Annotated in this window: 9 protein-coding genes; 4 read left to right on the top strand and 5 right to left on the bottom strand. The window is 64.7% G+C overall.

From position 1 onward, the window contains the following. The first annotated feature begins 177 nt into the window (after positions 1–177). From ACQP1T_RS16480 to ACQP1T_RS16490, 3 genes are all read left to right on the top strand, one after another. Complete coding sequence (locus tag ACQP1T_RS16480) at positions 178–627, top strand: hypothetical protein (RefSeq protein ID WP_433761244.1); 450 nt, start codon at positions 178–180, stop codon at positions 625–627. 359 nt (positions 628–986) lie between these two features. Continuing rightward, on the top strand, positions 987–5,753 hold the full coding sequence (locus ACQP1T_RS16485; RefSeq protein ID WP_433761245.1) for an alpha/beta hydrolase: 4,767 nt from the start codon (positions 987–989) through the stop codon (positions 5,751–5,753). A gap of 117 nt (positions 5,754–5,870) precedes the next feature. Next, the gene (locus ACQP1T_RS16490) at positions 5,871–6,821 is read left to right on the top strand and encodes a helix-turn-helix transcriptional regulator (protein WP_433761247.1); all 951 of its coding nucleotides are present in this window, start codon (positions 5,871–5,873) and stop codon (positions 6,819–6,821) included. A 270-nt stretch (positions 6,822–7,091) separates the two neighbouring features. Here the strand turns inward: ACQP1T_RS16490 and ACQP1T_RS16495 are convergent, their stop codons facing one another. The 3 genes from ACQP1T_RS16495 to ACQP1T_RS16505 all read right to left on the bottom strand — a co-directional run bounded on the left by ACQP1T_RS16495 (position 7,092) and on the right by ACQP1T_RS16505 (position 9,711). After that, positions 7,092–7,382 carry a tyrosine-type recombinase/integrase gene (locus ACQP1T_RS16495; protein WP_433761249.1) on the bottom strand — a complete coding sequence of 97 codons (291 nt, stop codon included), beginning with the start codon at positions 7,380–7,382 and terminating at the stop codon, positions 7,092–7,094. 466 nt (positions 7,383–7,848) lie between these two features. Beyond that, positions 7,849–8,430, bottom strand: coding sequence for a nuclear transport factor 2 family protein (locus ACQP1T_RS16500; RefSeq protein WP_433761250.1), 582 nt, complete (start codon positions 8,428–8,430; stop codon positions 7,849–7,851). 603 nt (positions 8,431–9,033) lie between these two features. Next, a complete protein-coding gene (locus ACQP1T_RS16505; protein ID WP_433761252.1) occupies positions 9,034–9,711 on the bottom strand; it encodes a bifunctional DNA primase/polymerase in 678 nt (225 codons plus the stop codon). 239 nt (positions 9,712–9,950) lie between these two features. Here ACQP1T_RS16505 and ACQP1T_RS16510 point away from each other — a divergent pair, with 239 nt between their 5' ends. Next, the gene (locus ACQP1T_RS16510) at positions 9,951–12,560 is read left to right on the top strand and encodes a discoidin domain-containing protein (RefSeq protein ID WP_433761254.1); all 2,610 of its coding nucleotides are present in this window, start codon (positions 9,951–9,953) and stop codon (positions 12,558–12,560) included. A gap of 98 nt (positions 12,561–12,658) precedes the next feature. Here ACQP1T_RS16510 and ACQP1T_RS16515 read toward each other — a convergent pair whose 3' ends face one another. Continuing rightward, entirely contained in the window at positions 12,659–13,240 is a 582-nt protein-coding gene (locus tag ACQP1T_RS16515) for a nuclear transport factor 2 family protein (protein WP_433761256.1), read from the bottom strand. A gap of 696 nt (positions 13,241–13,936) precedes the next feature. Continuing rightward, complete coding sequence (locus ACQP1T_RS16520) at positions 13,937–17,230, bottom strand: protein kinase domain-containing protein (protein WP_433761258.1); 3,294 nt, start codon at positions 17,228–17,230, stop codon at positions 13,937–13,939. Between the last annotated feature and the right edge of the window lie 128 nt (positions 17,231–17,358).

Consider the following 17,358-nt stretch of genomic DNA (forward strand, 5'->3'; position numbering starts at 1 on the left):
GCTGAGCCGCAGGCAAGTGAGTACGGGCGTGGCGTCCGGCCCGATGTCGTATCTGGCGGCGACGGCGAGGCCGGGCATATATCGGAGCAGGGTTCGTCAGCCCCCTCCTCGGCCGACGCGGCTTCCTTCGGGGGAAGCAGCTCGTCGACCGTCGGCGCGGGCGATTCTCATGCCGAGGTGCGGACCGAGGATGAGTCGGACGGTGCTGAACACGATGGTGTCAGTGATCGAGAAACGGCCGAGATGGTCGCGGCGGAATCATCTGCGGTCTCCGCGTCGTCCCGCGTCATGGAGTTCTTGCTCGGGTACTTCACCCGCAGAGATACGGCCTACTGGTGTCAGCTGAAGCCGGACAGCGTCTTCCCCGACTGGGTCTGGTCGAGTGACAAACAAGTCCCCGCCCTAGCCCCGGACCTGCCGCTCAGCTGCATCGACATGGTGGTGTCCGCCGCCGTCGCCGCCGGTGCACTCAGCCGCGAGCAAGTCCGCGCGATCTACAACTGGGAAGACCCCGACGACTTCTCCCGGCGCTGGATCCATGAACTGCCGACCTCCTTGTTCCGGACGGCCGGCAACTCCTCTCGGACCGAGACACAGAGGCGCGCCCACAGCGCGGTGACGTGGTGATGTGGTTGGGCACGGATGAGCCGGGCGGACCCGAGCGGTTGATGCATGTCGCGGTGGCGGACGGCACATCCGATCGCGGGGCCGACTCCGCCTGCGTGCTTTCGTTCGGCGCCCGTTGCTCTTGGCTGCCGTCACAGCCGCGCCGCGGCGAGACGAGATTCAGCGGGGTCGAACTCACGACAATCGCGGACATCAACAAAACAATGGCGAACTGGTCGCACTCGGTACGTGTCGAGTTCGGACCCGGGCCGTGGACGCAGCCATCGGCCATCGGCGGTGAGCTTCGAGTGCCACCGAGCCGGCAAGCGCAAATCTTGCGGCCGTTCAACAAGAAGAATTGGCGTCGTGAGTTCCCGGGCGTGGCTGAATGGGCGCAGCGGCGACCCGACACGCAGCGGTTGATCGCCGCTTTCAACGAGTGGGAGCGGTCCGAGGGTAGTGCGGGTGCGCCGACGCGACTTGTCGAGATGGTCGATGCCGCCGTGTCGAGTACGCGGATCGAGGAGGCGCTGCGGTCGGGCGGCGCGCTGCCGATCGACGGACACCCACAGGTGGCGGTACAGCTGGACCGGGGAGGCAATCCCACCGGCCTGAGCGTCGCGAGTATGGGCGGGCACGGCCGTGTCCTGCGCAAACTGTTCTCCGAACGCCCGGACCTACTGGATACGATTCCGCGGCACGGCGGCCGCCTGCGGATTGCCTACGACGACGTAGAGGTGCGGCGCGACGGGGACGTGCGCGTCGCGCATCTCCAGCCCGACGATGCCGACCCGAGCCGCAAAAACATCCCAGGACGACTGCTCGACGAGTACTTGCGTCTGTGCAGTGCGGGAGCGCTCGACAAGCCGGGGACCAAGCCGGGGAGATCACCGAAGCGGCCGACCTTCGAGCAGTGGATCCGGGGGCTCCCGCCGAGCGTGTTCAAGGGCTCCAGTGACTCCTTCTACACGATGACGACCCACGGCCACATCCTGACCGACCGTGCTGTCGAGGAGGCGTGCAGGCCGCCGCGGACAAGTGAGTCCGACGAGCCGCACAGTGCGTTGGCGGCCCTGCGGCGGGTCGTCCTGCAAGCTCCCGACGATGTCGCCCACCCCGCGCCGATACTGGAACAACCCGCGCCGTTGACGGAACGTTCCAGCGAAATACTCGACCTCGGTGTCATGTCGGCGCGTGTGACGGTGGGGAAAGACTCATCGGGCACGTGGCGTGTGCTGGTGCCGTCCTACTCCGGCTTCTACCCGGGCGACGTGCTCGCACACTGGTGTCGGCAACTGCATGCCGGTCATCGTCGCCGGTTGCTGAACCTCATCCAGAGGCAGCTGAACGGCCGAGTGGTCGCCGAACCCGCGACCAGCACTGTCGGACCCCGCGGCTACATCGGCAGCCGCCCGACAGACCTTCCGGACCTCACCCCGGCGGTCACGGCGTTGGCCCAAGCCCTTCTCCCGCCCGGCGGCGAAATGATCGAGCCGTTCCGGTCCGACGGGCGAGGAAACACCGGGCCTGACGGATTCATCGGTAGTCGGCCCGGTGGCGGTGACGAGCCAGCCGATCCGGTGCAGGCGCAGGGGCCGGAAGGTGCCGGAGCCGGTGGTCACCTTCACCTGATCGGGCCGATCGATCCCCGTGCTGGGCTGCCCGATTACACCCCGCCCGATGCGGACCTGCGTATGCGGGCCGAGCGGGTTTTGCGTGAGCAGTGGGGGTCCGGGGCGAGCCCGGAGGATCTGGTGTATCGCTGGCGGCGGCGACCGGCCGGGAACCGCGCGGTCGCCGTCGAGGAACGTGCGGCGCACGCAGCCGAGAACGCGCGGCTCGCGCGAGGTCTCAGCGCGGATGAGCTGCGGGCGCTGGTGCTGGTGTGGCCGGAATTCGTCGGCAAAGCGGGGGGATTCCCGCGAGACGTGCGCGACCAGGCCAATCGGTGGGCGTTCGCGAAAACGAGAGCAGCGGTCGAGGACTCGGCGCGGCCGACCGCACGGGAGCGGGCGATGCGGGAGTATCTGCTGAATGTCGAGGACTTGTTGATCCGGGCGCGCCAGCGGGCCGCGACGGTCGCGACTCCCGGAGTACCGATACCGACCGTACTGCTCGAGCAGTTCGATGCGGACCGACCGACCGCTGGCTCGCTCATCATCTCGGTCGGCAGCGCCGATCCCCTGTCGGAGGCGTGGCATGTGGACGGCACCGCTGGCGATCTGCGCCGCCTGGATCAGCGAATGCAGTTGGCGTGCAACCACTATGAGGCGGCGGTACGGGAAAACCCGGATCGCCCGGTTCGGGTCGTGGTGTGGTCCGGCACTGATGGCCACCGGTTGGCCGGGGATATGGCGGCGCTGTCCGCCGACATGCACACCGGCGCAGCGTCGCATCCGGCGGTTCGGCCGCAACGGCAGCTGGTCGTGCACGGCAACGGCGGTCGGTCTGCGAAGAAGGCACTGTCACACGAGTCGGCCGCGCATACGGTCGACACAGTGGTGGTCTGTGGCGAGTCGAATCTCGCGACGATGCGTGACGCACTGGCGGATATCGCATCATCCGCCGACGTGTACTACGGGATCGCATCGCGGGCGAGTAGCCCTGCGAAAGCCCTGGATTTGCCGGGCGTGCAGTTCGCGTGTCGGTTTCCGACCGGTGATGCGGGCACTACCAATTCCGTGCTGAAGGATGTGCGCGATAAGGCGCAGCGATACGAGAAGGAGCCGTTCGAGGCGGGCAAGCCGATCGATGACGAATTCCTCCTCTATATCGACGATCGCACCAAGGCGGCCACCGAGTCGCTGAACAATATGAGTCGCATTCTGGCCGGTCGCCCGGATCTGGTCGCGCGCCATGATGACGCGCAGGAGGCGTGGGTGCGCTTCACCGACTGCATCGAACGCAACGTCGACGCGCAGGTCGACTCGGTCTACGGTGCTGTCCTTCCGCGCGATCCCGACACCGGTAGGCCCACCTTGGTCGAGACCGCCGGTGACGGTGCGCTGGCCCGAAGTGCGATCGACAAGCGCGGCGGCCGGGAGGCGGGTCCCGATGTCCTGCTGCATCGAGGTCTGCCGGACGATTTCACCAGAGCCGGTCGGCTTGCAGTCGACAACAAACGGTGGTGGGACGCACTGAGTCCCGACGAGCAGCGCGCGGTCGTGGCGCGGTATCCGGAAATCGTCGGCAATGCTCCGGGCATTCCGTCGGAGGTAGCGAACTACGCGAACGATTATCGGCGATATGCCGCTGCCGCCGATATCCATGCGAAAGGCAGCAGGAAAGCCGGGCGGGCGGGGCGCCAGATATTCAGAAACCTCTACGCCGTCGACGAGGCACTCATCCGCTCGGTAACGGTGCACCGCGACATCCCCGCGCCGATCGTGTCAACGGTGGCATTGGACCCGAACGCGTTCGGCGGCAACGGATCCGGCACATTCGTCATCGGCAACTGTCGACTCGAGGACGCCGAACACGTGGTCTGGTACGCGGATGGGGTCAACACGCGGCTGCAGTCGGCAACGGCCAGGCTGGGGAGTGCGCGGAATCTGTACGAGGAGTTGGTGCGGGCGGATCGTGCGAGCAAGGTCGCGGTGGTGTGCTGGATCGGCTACGAAGCCCCTGCCAACTACAAGGAAGCGTGGGCTGCCAGACCCGAACTCGCCGAGGCCGGTGGGCGAATGTTCGCGCGCGATGTGCAGGCCTTGCGCGCGGTGAGCAATGCGAGATTTTCCGTGCTCGGTTACAGCTACGGAACCCCGGTCGTATCCGACGCGACCGTGGGTGGGCGACTGGATCACATTTTCGGCAACCGCACGATCGTGGGGTCGCCCGGGCGTGGCCGACGCTACGACAGCGCGACCGATGCCAGTTGCGGCCACACTTGGGTGCTGGCGCAATCCGACGATACGGTGACCGGTTTGGGTGGCGTTTCACCGGACGCGCGTGGCCGGTTGCTCGGTGACGGGCCGCTCGGGCTCGGGACCGACCCAGCGACCGACACGAACGCGACCCGAGTGCGTGCCGAACGCGGTTTCCCGTACTCGCTGGCTCCCTACGACGGGCATGGCGAGTACCTGCAGTATTCATTGGTAGGTGCCGCACAGCCCACGGAGTCGTTGCGCTACGCCGCGTGGTGTCTTGCCGGGCGTGGTGCCGAGGTGCCTACCGAGCAGCATCGGCCCACCGTCGACAACCCGACCGCGATGCATCGCATTCGCGCGGCTGTGGTCGACGCCGCCCGTGATCGCCGTGCGCCGCAATTGGAGGCCGCACTCGACGAGACCGCCGGGCACGCGGCGACCGATCCGCTCGGTGCACGACGGACGGATCCGGTCGATGCTGGTATGGCGGCAGCGGACGCTTCCGACACGGCCAGGGTGGGACCCAGGATCGCAATCCAGCTCGGCGCAGGAGGGCTGGCAGATGATGGGCGGGCGTTGACCGACGCGCTCGCACTGGGCGTGCACGTGGTCGTCGCGCAGGTGGGTCGGGCCGCCGCCGACATGGCCGCCCTCGACCTCGTATGCCGGTCGGCGACCTTCGCGGATGCGGCGTTGGCGGTGGAGGTGCCCGCAGGGCCCGCCTGGTCCGATGCGGAGGTCCGCGCGCAGGTGCGAGAGGTCGCGGCCGCGCTGGAGCGGCACGGCGTGCGAGGTGAGCTGCACGCGGTCGACCTGCGGGTATTGGCCGCGGCCGCGGAGGTGACACCGGATTGTCGGTGCGTGGCGATGATCAACTCGCTGACGGTGGCCACCAGAGGGATGCGCGGCGCCGCCGGTTGGATGGCTCGGGCGGTGTTGCCGGGTACCAATGACATCGACGCCATCCTCGAGGAGGTGCGCGGTGCCGGGGCAAGCGGTATCGCGGTGCCGTACCCGCTGCTGTCCGAGCGCTTCGTGCGGCAAGCCGACGCGGCTGACATGCGTCTGGCCGTATCGGGCGTGGCCGGTTCCGGCAGGATGCGTGCGGCGATCGCACTCGGCGTCGGCGAGATATGGGCCAGAAGCAGCGAGCATCTCGCACTCCTGCGCGCTGAGGTCGCTGAAAGCGGGTTCCGGATACCCGAAGCGTTCTCGCGCTCGACGCCACCGCACGACGGCCCGCCGAGAGCCACGCCGTGGTCCGGGTTCCCGGGCCGATGATGGGAGGCAGCGGCTGGTGTGGCCCCAGCGCGCAACGCCGTACACGATATGCGTTGCCGCCGAAGCTATTACTGGCAGCACCTGGATACCACTAGCGGTATCCAGGATGATCGCTGTATGACAGCAGCGCGTAGCGATTCGATGAGTGGCGGTCGGGCGACGGGCGGGCCTGATCTCGTCGACGTTCGCGCGATACGCAAGGCGCGCCGCGCCGAATTGGGCGCGTTCCTGAAGTCGCGCCGCGCGCGGATCACCCCCGAAGACGTCGGCCTGCCACCCGGCCCCCGCCGCCGAACCCCTGGCCTGCGCCGCGAGGAGGTCGCACAACTCGCCGGAATCGGGATCACCTGGTACACCTGGCTGGAACAGGGGCGAAATATCAATGTCAGTGTGCAGGTGTTGAATTCGGTTGCGCGGACGTTGTCGATGGATGCTGCGGAGAAGGCGCATTTGTATCGGTTGGCGGATGTGCCGACGGTGCCGACCGCGCATGCGGGAACGGCGCTGCCGGAGGAGCTTCAGGTGATTCTGGATCATTTGGAGCCGTTGCCGGGGGTGGTGTTGAGTCCGCGTTATGACGTGTTGGCGCACAACAAGTCCTATGAGGCGTTGTGCCCGGGTTTCGTAAACGGAGAACGGAATGTGGCTCGTCGGGTGTTCTTGACTCCGGAGTGCTGCAATACCTATCACCATAATTGGGATGATTTGCGGCGCATGGTCGGTTATCTGCGTGGCTCGTATGCGAAGAATCTCGGTGATCCGGGGTGGGAGGGATTCATCTCTGAGTTGTGCGCGGAGAGTGAGGCTTTCGCGTCGTTGTGGGCTCGTAATGATGTTGCTGTTCCGGCGAGTCGGACGAAGCAGATCCGTAATTTGGCGGTGGGGGAGTTGGAGATGTTCTTGACGAGCATGAGTTTGCCTGCGCTGCCGCATGCGTGGATGCAGATCTATACCCCGGTTGATGAGGTGGCGTGGGTGAAGTTGCGTGAGTTGTTGGCGATGGGTGAGGAAGAGCGGCAACGGCCTTGGATCGAGCATCGCGAGCAGTATCACGCCGCTGCGGGTTAGCGGGAGGTTCGTTGCGTGCGCTGCGGTGGACCGGATGGTTGCGGTCACCGCGTTTGCGTGCCCGTGCCAACCGATGATGCGCCCGTATTCGGCGTTCCGGGTTCTTCGTGTCCCTCTCGTGTATTCGGGGATGAGCGTGTTCTCGACGTAGTCGTCCAACCGGTGTAGGTAGGTTGCACAGGCTCGGCGATACCACGCCGCCTTATGAACAGCGCCGGGTTATGTGCAGCGCTGGCCGGTTGGCCTGGTGGACAGCGATTTTGGAGTTGATCACCGCGCATAACGTTCGTGGTGCGTGCTCGGATCAGAGGCTGGCGAGCCAGTTGGCAGTCCGGTGTCGTGGTTCCATTCGGGTAGCTCGTCGGTGACGATTTCGGTGTAGGCGGCTTCGAGGGCTTTGCGTTTGGCCTCGGTGGAGGCGCGTGCGTAGATCTCGGTGGTGGTCAGGTCGACGTGTCCGAGGATGTCGCGGATGTAGGGCAGCGGGATACCTGCCTCGTAAAGGTGCATGGCCTTGCTGTTGCGCAGGGTGTGTCCGAATTCCGGCGACAACCGCATCATGACCGCGGCCGCCGAGGACCTTCGGGCACGGCGATGACAGCACGTGGTGGGTAGCTGCTGGGGTGGGCAGCCCGGCGTCGATTCGGCCGGTGTTGCCGTTGGAAAATCGCCCGGTCAGGGATCGGGGTCAATCCTCGCAGCAGTGCCCATCGGTGGCCGAATTCGCCGCGGCGAGAGGAGGCGTGGGGCAGCAGGCCCGCCAGCAGAACCGCCGAGACCTCTCGGCGCCAACGGGATTGCCGCTGTGGTCGGTGACGTCGAGCCCGGCTCGGTGCCCGACCCTACAACGCCCTGCTCGGCGGACTGCGCTGCCTCGGCGAACTGGGCTTCGCCCGTCCTGGTCGGCCGCTGGCGCGCCTGCGTCATTTCATGTGGAGCCCCGAAAAGACCGGCACCCTCGTCAAAGTCGCACTCCTCCTCATTTCGAATACCGCCGAACCGACTGAAAGTCGGTGAGATCACCTCATTAGAGTCCGGTAGCTTCGTGGAATTTCTGAACGACCTCATCGAGCGGAGCGTCGGCCTCGATCACCGTGCCGTCGGGATTGATCAGATCTATGCGGGTACGGGTGAGCTTGGAGTACTGTTCCACCCAGTGGCCGTCGGTGTTTGTATAGCAATCCCAGTAGTGGCCGTAACCGTGCACCCCGAACGTATTGCCCCAGACAAGTACGTCCTGCAACGTCCACTCACCCGCGGCGGTCGTCGCGGACGTCATCTTGATTTGCGGGTCGTAGCCCTGGTGGTGTGTATTAGCGCTACCGAGCGTGAGTTTCAGGAAGGCGATGAACGAATCCCTGTCGGGAAATATGGGGCCGCCGCTGCCGGTGGTGTCCACTATGACGTCAGGCGCGAGGTGTGTGCTCAGGTCGGACCAGTTCTTGGTATCGATGTCATGGAAATAGTCTTGCTTGAGCTGCTCGACCGCCTCGATGCCGGGCGCCGAGACGGCAGGTTGCGAATAACACGAGGGAAGCGGGCCCGATGACTCTGCGTTGGCGGTCGGGATACCGATGGTACCGAGCATCGTCGCCGCGCTGAACGCCACAGCGGCGCACAGTATGCCGGACCGCTTCCACCCACCTGCTCCGGCCCGGAACCGACCGCGATTTTCTACGGACATATTTCTTCTCCTCATTCTAGTAGCACGCGCACGACCCCGATTGCTTGCGACGACGGTCTCGTCAAAGGCGTCGGCTAGAGCGCCATCGCCAGGGACGTTGCGAGCGTGCCGCGGCAACGTACTGCTGGAAATCCCGAGCGAAGACGGTGGTCCGGAAAGCGGGAAAGGCCGAGCGAAACCCGATCCGCGGAAAGGGTTCGCGCGTTGTCGTCCCGCTCACCGGAAGGCGATTTGACGGTGCCGCAGCGACATCGCGAAGCAGGATAGGATTCAGCCCTCGCACTGAAATGATCTCGGTATTGTAGGCAACGGGTCTCGCGTGCCGTGACGGAAGTCCTTGGGTGACATACCGATTGGGTGCTTGATTCCTGGACGAAGGCGGGCCACGCAACCTCGAAGTATGGGCCACTGCAGGCGGGGACTGGCCGCCGCTCTCGGACTCCCCGACGGGGTCACATCACACAGCTTGCGCAAATGTCTTAGCGCCGAGGGTATCTCGGCAGGACTCGACGTAACCAAGGTCGCCGACTAACTCGGCAATACCTCCCGCGTACTCCCCAAATCGTACGTGCGTCGGCACCAGCCACACGCCGACGCGACCGCACTCATCGACGACAAACACTCGGCCTCGCACTCAACGAGATCGCACGCCGCTGCTCCGACTAGGACGTGTATCGAACCGAAATGTGGAGAGCCGGGGCGTGAGATTCCCCGGGCCACTCGACCCTCGGCGTACTTTGCCGCGATGGGTGGCGGAGTTGGCGGAGGCGCGATGATCCGTTGGAGCAGCATGTCGGGAAGATCGGCGACCGCCCGGTTCACGGCCACGGCGTAATCCCCGTGCGGTGTAAGAGATCTGGGAGCGACGATGTAGCCGCCGTGCCTGCGGGAATCGATGCCCTGCCCGATGCGTGCGACCGTGCATCGCAACAGCGGCTCGTGCGGGGCGCGGTAGTAGAGGTGCCAGCCTGCTGGCGTGGCGATGGTCAAAGTCGGCGGTGCGGGCCGGGACAGATTCTCATGCGGCTTGGTCAGCTCCAGGGCCACACGCACTACCACCAGAACCCTGACCGGAGGGCGCTGCTGGTGGAGCCGAGGATCGTGGCGAAGCCTCAGCGGCCGGGGGCGCCGACCCGCCACGGCGTGCGTCTCGGGGCACGAATTCCTCTCAGCCGCAACAGGAACGCGGTCTTGACCGTCAACCACTGCGCAAATAGTATTCTATCGATTATTAGTCAATATTTATCTAATAGTCGATAAATCCCGCCTTCACTTTCGGTGGCGCTGGCGTACTCGCGGTAGCCGCCACATGGAGAGGTAAGTAGTTGTCATTGGTAGGCAGGTGCTTCGGCCGGGTCGGCGTGTGGGCCAGGGCTTGGATCGCTGTCGCGACGCTTGTGGTCTCAGAGCTGGTGGTTGGGGTTCCTGCGGTCGCGATACACCAGATGTCCGAGACGTCAGTGGGGGATATTTGCCCGGGTGACAAGGTCGCGGCTGCGCCGGAGTGGGCGCCGTCGAGCGGCGAGGTCGACGCCGCCTACGATCGGCATCCTTTCGTGGGCAATGGCTATCTCGGGTTGCGAGTGCCTCCGCGTGGTACGGGATACGCGGTGACGAACGAGCTGAGTGGCTGGCCGCTGTACATGCCCCGCTATGACGGCGCGTTCGTGGCCGGACTGTACGGCCATACACCGGGTGTCGCCGCAGACCGCGAAGTGGCGGCGGCACTTCCGAACTGGTCTGGCCTCACTGTAGGTGTCGGCGCCGAGAAGTACTCCGGCGCAACATCGTCGGCGCAGATCACGAATTTCGCGCAGAGGGTGCACCAGCGGTGTGGGCTGGTACGCACCTCCCTCACTTGGACGACACGGGACGGCAGGGCCACCGATCTGGTGTTCGAGGTGCTCACCGATCGCGTGGATCAGCATGTCGGGGCGGTGCGTCTGACAATGGTTCCGCACTGGTCCGGTCAGGTCACCGTCGGCAATGTACTCGACGGTGCCGGGGCGCGGCGAATGACGCAGATCGACGGTGGTGCGCGCGGCGAGGACGGTATCGGTGTCGGTTTCCGAACTGATGGCACCGCGGTCACCGGCGAGGTCGCTTCGGTGTTACGCACGAAAGCATCGACGGCACAGTGGGTGTCGCCGGCACTCGAATTGAGTATCGGCCGGGATGCGCGGTGGGATGTGCGGGCGGAGCAAACCTACGAGGTGACGAAGTTCGTCGGTGTAGACACAACGCTCACCGCCTCGGATCCCGCGACTGCGGCGTTCGACGCCGCGCGGCGGGCCGCGGACAAGGGGTGGTCGCGGCTGCTCGCCGACACGGCTGCGGAGTGGCGTGCGCTGTGGCGCGGCGACATTGTCATACCAGATAATCCGGAGGTCCAGGCTTGGGTGCGTGGCTCGCTGTATTCACTGTATTCGAGCACGAATTCCGAACAGGACAACAGCATTTCACCGGTGGGGCTCAGCAGCAACTATGCGGGCGCGGTGTTCTGGGATGCCGATACCTGGATGTTCCCGACGCTGCTGCAGTTCGCGCCCGAGCTGGCGAAATCGGTTGTGGAGTACCGGCACAAGACACTGCCCGGGGTGCAAGCCAATGCGCGGCTGCTCGGTTTCCGTGGCGCGTTCTATCCGTGGACCAGCGCCAGCCGCGGCGATCTGGCCGAATGTCACAGCTGGCTGCCGCCGCACTGCCTGAACCAGATCCATCTGCAGGGTGATATCTCCCTGGCCGCCTGGCAGTACTATCTCGCCACCGGCGACGAGGACTATCTACGCACCCGCATCTGGCCGGTCATGGCGAACGTGGCCGAATTCTGGGTCTCGCGTGTCACGCCGAATCCGGACGGCAGCTACTCCATCAACAATGTTGCTGGTCCCGACGAATACAGCAATGGCGTACGGGATGGGGCCTATACCAACGCTGTCGCCGCGCTTGCCCTGCGCAATGCCGCACACGCCGCCGATCTCCTCGGCGAACCCGCCCCACCCGAATGGACCACGATCGCCGACCGGCTCCGCATACCATTCGACCCCGCGCGGCAGACCTTCCTGCAGTACGACGGCTATCCGGGCACCCCGATCAAACAGGCCGACGCCGCGCTGCTGATCTATCCACTGGAATGGCCTATGCCGCAAGAGATTTCGGCTAATATGCTCGACTACTACGCTGAACGCACCGATCCCGACGGCCCAGCGATGACCGACTCCATCCACGCCATTGCCGCCGCGGCGATCGGGCGCCCCGGATGTGCGACCAAAACCTATCTCGAACGTGCGGTGCGGTCATTCATGCGAGCACCGTTCGGGCAATTCTCGGAGTCGCGCGGTACCGGTGGCATCAAGGAAATCCTGATCAGCGCACCAGCGTTCACGTTCGTCACCGCGGCCGGTGGATTCCTGCAGTCCTTCACCAACGGACTGCTCGGGCTGCGCCTGCGCGGCGATAGGATCCGCATCGACCCCCTGCTATCGCCGGAACTGAAATCCGGCTTGGCCATACATGGAATGCACTGGCAGGGTAGAACTTTCGACGCCGAGCTCGGACCGGACAACACAACCATCACCCTCACCGATGGTGTCCCGATGCAGGTCGAAACCCCGACCGGCATCCACCTGCTCAGTGCCGGCCAGCCGTTGACTGTCACGACTCGGCGACCGGATCTGGACCACGGCGAAAACCTCGCCCGCTGTACACCGGTTACCGCCTCCTCCGAGGAACCGGGCCGATACGCCGCCGCGGCAGTCGACGGCAGCCTCGCCACCGGTTGGACACCCGAGGGCACCGCAGGAACCCTCACCGTCGACCTCGGCACCGATCAACCCATCAGCAATATCCTCCCGCGCTGGGCAGAGCGCGCACCGTCCTACACAATCACCGCATCCACCGACAACCACACCTGGACACCGGTCACCACAGACCCCGCAACAGGCACAGTGCAAACCGCACTCACCGCCCGCTACCTACGCCTTCAGATCACCAGCCTTAATCCCATAATCCACCCCACTGTCCAAGAACTGGAAATATCCGGCCCACCCCACTGACACGGACTATCGCTATCGGTGTTTCTGACATTTCCGGGAAAGCGCCGTAAAGCAGCGTGGCGGGAGACCATGTGCCTGGTCTCCCGCCTTTGCCGTGATTACCAGGGCCCGATGATATCCTTTACTTTCTCGATGATCTCCTCGAGCGGAACGTCTGCCTGGATTACCGTGCCGTCGTCAGGGTTGATGAGATCCAGGCGGGTGCGGGTGAGTTTGGAGTATTTGATTACCCACTTGCCGTTGCTGTTTACATAGCGATCGTGGTAGTTGCCATAACCGTGCACCCCGAGTGTGCCGCCCCAGATGAGTATGTCCTCCAACCTCCAGTCGCCCTCGGCGGTCGTCGCGGACGTCAGCTGGATCGCGGGATCGAAGCCCTGATGGTGCGTTTTGGCGGGACCGATCGTGAGCTTCAGGAAGGCGATGAAATTGTCCCGGCCGACAAGGATAGGTCCGCCGCTGCCAGTGGTGTCTACCACGACGTCCGGAGCGAGGAGTTCGCGCAGCGCGGACCAGTTTTTCGCATCGATGTCCGCGAAATAGCTTGTCTTGAGCTGCTTGATCGCTTCGATCTCGGCGACCGAGTCGGTCGCTGAGAAGACCGACGGAGCCGAGGGCGCCCACGGCTCGGCGTTGGCGCTCGAGAGACCGATGGCACCGAGCATTGTCGCCGTGCTCAACGCGACAGCGGCGCGCAGTACACGTCGCTCGCCCGGTCTGGCCAGGACTCGACGATGGTTTTCTACAGACATATTTCTTCTCCTCTTTGAGTATGTCTCGAATGAGTTGTGGTCAGCGGTGGATGATCTGCCGGGCCGAGCAGCTCGAGTGCTTCGGTCCGTGCGGAACCCGTTTGGTGATGTCTTTTTGAATTCGGAAGCATTTCCTCCACTCGGCGTGCGGCACGCGTGGTTCATTTCGTGCATTGCTGTGTTCCTGAGCCGAAGGAGCCCAAATAATTTACCTCGGTAATAGGAGGTGGATATAACTGGTGCCGTACGTTGGGATATTTTTAGCACCGAAAAAGGAAAGGCGGAAGAAATAAAATTCGTGCGGAAGAGGTAAATCGAGATCCGATCCGCGAGAGCGGATCGATGCGCTTTCATCTCACTCACTGGGAGGCGGATTTGACAAAGCGATGGGAGGCGCCACAGTGGCGCGGGTAAACCGGCGGCAGTACCGCGTGCTGTTGATTGTCCCAATGCCATTGGGTGATTGCCGGGAGGCTATAAATGCGCCAGCCTCGAATATATAGCATGCGACTCCGTTTAAACAGTACTGGGTCTGCTGTAACCGGAAATTTCCAGCTACCGAGATGCCGTATCGGCGGATGCTTGCCGACCTGTGGCGACACACGCCATTGCGGCGGACGTACCTTACTCAGGGTTCGGTTGAGAGTCTTCTTGCTGGGTTTCGTCGATGATCCAGGCGGCGATCTGTGCACGGGAGGTGAATCCGAGTTTGCTCAGGATGTGTTCGACGTGGTGCTGTGCGGTGCGTTGGGAGAGCACCAGTTTCGCGGCGATCTGTTTGTTGGTCAGTCCTTGGGCGACGAGGTGGGCGACCTCGCGTTCACGCTTGGTCAATGTCAGTCCGGGGTCGCGTCGTCTAGTGGCTGGTGCTTCTTCGAGGGCGTAGGCCACTGCGGCGTTCATCCCCACGGCCTGTCCGCGCCGGAAGGCGGCGTCGAATCTGCGGTCACCGAGTGCCCGACGCACCGTGCGCTCGCATTCGTCGTGATAGCCGGATAGCGCCCCCGTGAAAAATGTTGTCACTCCCGGGGCGGAGCGCAAGAGATGTTCGGCGGCCCCCATCAGAATGGCCGCGCGTTCACCATTGTCTTCGGCGCCGGTCCAGGCCAGTCCCTCGATGGCCAGTGCCGCGACGACGGGGCTGCGCACGCGCCGGTTGACCCGTAGCGACTTCAGCAGTAGCTCTTGTGCGCGGGACCGTTCGTTGTGCTGCCATACGGCGATGGCGATGCCCCACAGTGTTGTCGATCGGAACAACGATTCACCGCACGCTTCGGTGATGGAAAGTATCTTCTCGTGATACTGCATCGCCCGTTCGGTATCTCCCTGGAGTGCGTGGGCCCAACCGAGGTCGGACAACGTGGAGATATAGAGATGTCCTCGAGTGTTGGATTCGAATACCGCGAGGGTGGGTTCGAGTGCGGATATCGCCCGATCGAGTTCACCGCAGAACAGCGCCAAGGCTCCCGCGGCGGATGCGGCCAGCGCCTTGGTGGGGGGTGCTGGGTCTTGTTCGGCGAGTGTGCGGGCCTGCTCGACGAGGGTGGCCGCGTATTCCAGGTTGCCCTGTACCGCTGCCATGTACGTGCTCGTATGCAGTGCTTTGACTCGATCGGGTATCGAGTGCGCGGCCGGGTGGGCCAGGAGGCGGTCGAGCCAGCGTCGGCCTTCACCGAACCGCCCTCGGAAGCCCCAGAACACGAACAACGCGGCGGCGGTGCGCAACCCGGCCTCGGCCGATTCCGCGGTCGCGTCCGACACACAGAACTCGAGCGCATCCCGCAAGTTCGGCTGTTCCCGGTCGAGCCGAGCGAGCCAGTCGAGTTGTCGGTCGCTGATCCACCCCGCCTCCGCGTCCAACGCCAACCGCTCATACCAGTCGCGGTGTCGTCGGCGCAGATCCTGGTATTCGCCGCTCTCTTGCAGCTTCTCCCGACCGTAGTCGCGCATGGTCTCGAGCATCCGGAAGCGCACGACGCCCTCGGCTTCCTCCCGGTTCACGATCGACTTGTCCACCAGGGAGGACAATGCGTCGAGCAGAGGCTCCGGCGCCAGGTCGGCACCGCACACGTATTCGGCGGCGTCGAGTTCGAAACCCCCGGCGAACACCGTCAGCCGCGCCCACAACCGCTGCTCGACCGGGGTGCACAACTGGTAGCTCCAGTCGATACACTCGCGTAGCGTCTGTTGCCGGGTTGGCGCGGTGCGACTACCGCGGGTGAGCAGCGCGTACCGGTCGGTGAGCCGCTGCAGGATCTGATGCGGCGACATGGCGCGCATCCGTGCCGCGGCGAGTTCGATCGCCAGCGGCAACCCGTCCAGCCGGGAACAGATACCCGCCACCGCCGCCTTATTGTCGTCGGAGAGTTCGAAACCCGGCACCACCGCTGCGGCGCGCTCGGCGAACAATGTCACGGCATCGTATTTGGGCAGTCCGCGCAGCGTCGGTTCACCGTCGGGGTCCGGAACGGTCAGCGGCAACACCCGAAGTACCGCCTCTCCGGCGATGTCGAGCGGCTCGCGGCCGGTGACGAGAATCCGCTGATTCGGACAAGCCATCAACAACGTCTCGACCAGCTCTGCCGCAGCTGCCAACACTTGCTCGCAGTTGTCCAGAACGAGCAGCGTTTCCTGGGACTGCAGGAACTGGACCAGCACTTCCTGCGTCGATCGGGCCGAATCGTCCCGTAGGCCAAGGGCGGCCGCGACGACGTCGATCAGCATCGACGGGTCGCGCACGTCGGCCAGTTCGACAACTCGGATCCCATCGGCGAAATCGCGTCGAGCGTTCGCCGCCGCGCGCAGCGCCAGCCGGGTCTTGCCGACGCCACCGATCCCGGCCAACGTCACCAGGCGGTAGGTGGACAGTAGATTCTTCACCTCGGTCGTTTCGGTGCGGCGGTCGACGAAACTGGTCAGCTCCAGCGGCAGCTCGCCGATGCTGCCGCGGCCTGCAGCCGTCGGCGGCGGGCCCCATTCCCGCATCGCCGAGGTGTAATCCAGCGGCTCTGGGGTTGGTTTCCCGTGCAGCGCCATCTCGCCGATCGGGTATCCGTGGCGCAGCTGTACCTGCCGGATCGCCTCACCTACCTCAGCCGCTGACGGCCGCTGCCGCGGATCCCGATGCATCGCCGATTCCACCACCGCGGACAAGTCGTCGGGAATGCCGCTGTTCCGCAGGTCCGGCACCGGCTGGCTGGTGATTCTCAGGAACTGGGCAACTACTTGCTCACCGCGGCGGCGTTCGAAGGCGGCATGCCCGGTGAGCGCGCAGAACAGGGTGGAGCCGAGCCCGTAGATATCTGCGGCCGACGTCGGGTCGTCGCCACCGAGCACCTCGGGCGCGGTGAATGCCGGGGATGCGGTCACGACGCCGGTGGCCGTATGGAATCCGTTGGCAATGCGGGCGATACCGAAATCGGTCAATGCGGGTTCGCCGTAATCGGTGAGCAGAATGTTTCCCGGTTTCACGTCGCGATGGACGATGCCGAGCCGATGCGCGCTCTCCAGCGCACCCGCGATCTTGACCCCGATCCACAACGCGGTCTGCACCGGCAAAGGGCCCTGCCGACGGATCCACGCATCGAGCGAATCCAACGGGTAATAGGGCATCACCAGATAGGGACGCCCGCTTGCGGTGACCCCCACCTCGAGCACGGTGACGATATTCGGATGTCCGGTCAGCCGCCCCATCGCCTGTTGCTCGCGTAAGAACCGTGCCTGGTTGTCTTCGTCGAGCTCGGCGGTCAGTACTTTCACCGCCACCGTGCGGTCCAACGCTACCTGCCTGCAGCGATAGACCTCGCCGAAACCGCCACGACCCACCTCTTCGGCGTCCTCGAAACCGGACGCGTTCAAGTCAGCCGTGACGGGTGTGACCGCGTCGCGGCGGGTCCGAAGTGGATCATCGGCTGTCATCAGCGGCGTGCGATCCACTCGGCAGATACGCGAACACCGGGCGCCATGCGCTCACCTTTCGACAATGCCCAGCGTATCGCCGACGAAGGTGAACAGTCCGCCGGTCCGCATCGGAAGGAACGGATTAC

Origin of the sequence: Nocardia sp. CA-135398, assembly GCF_050955845.1 — a bacterium.
In the GTDB taxonomy this organism is placed as follows: domain Bacteria; phylum Actinomycetota; class Actinomycetes; order Mycobacteriales; family Mycobacteriaceae; genus Nocardia.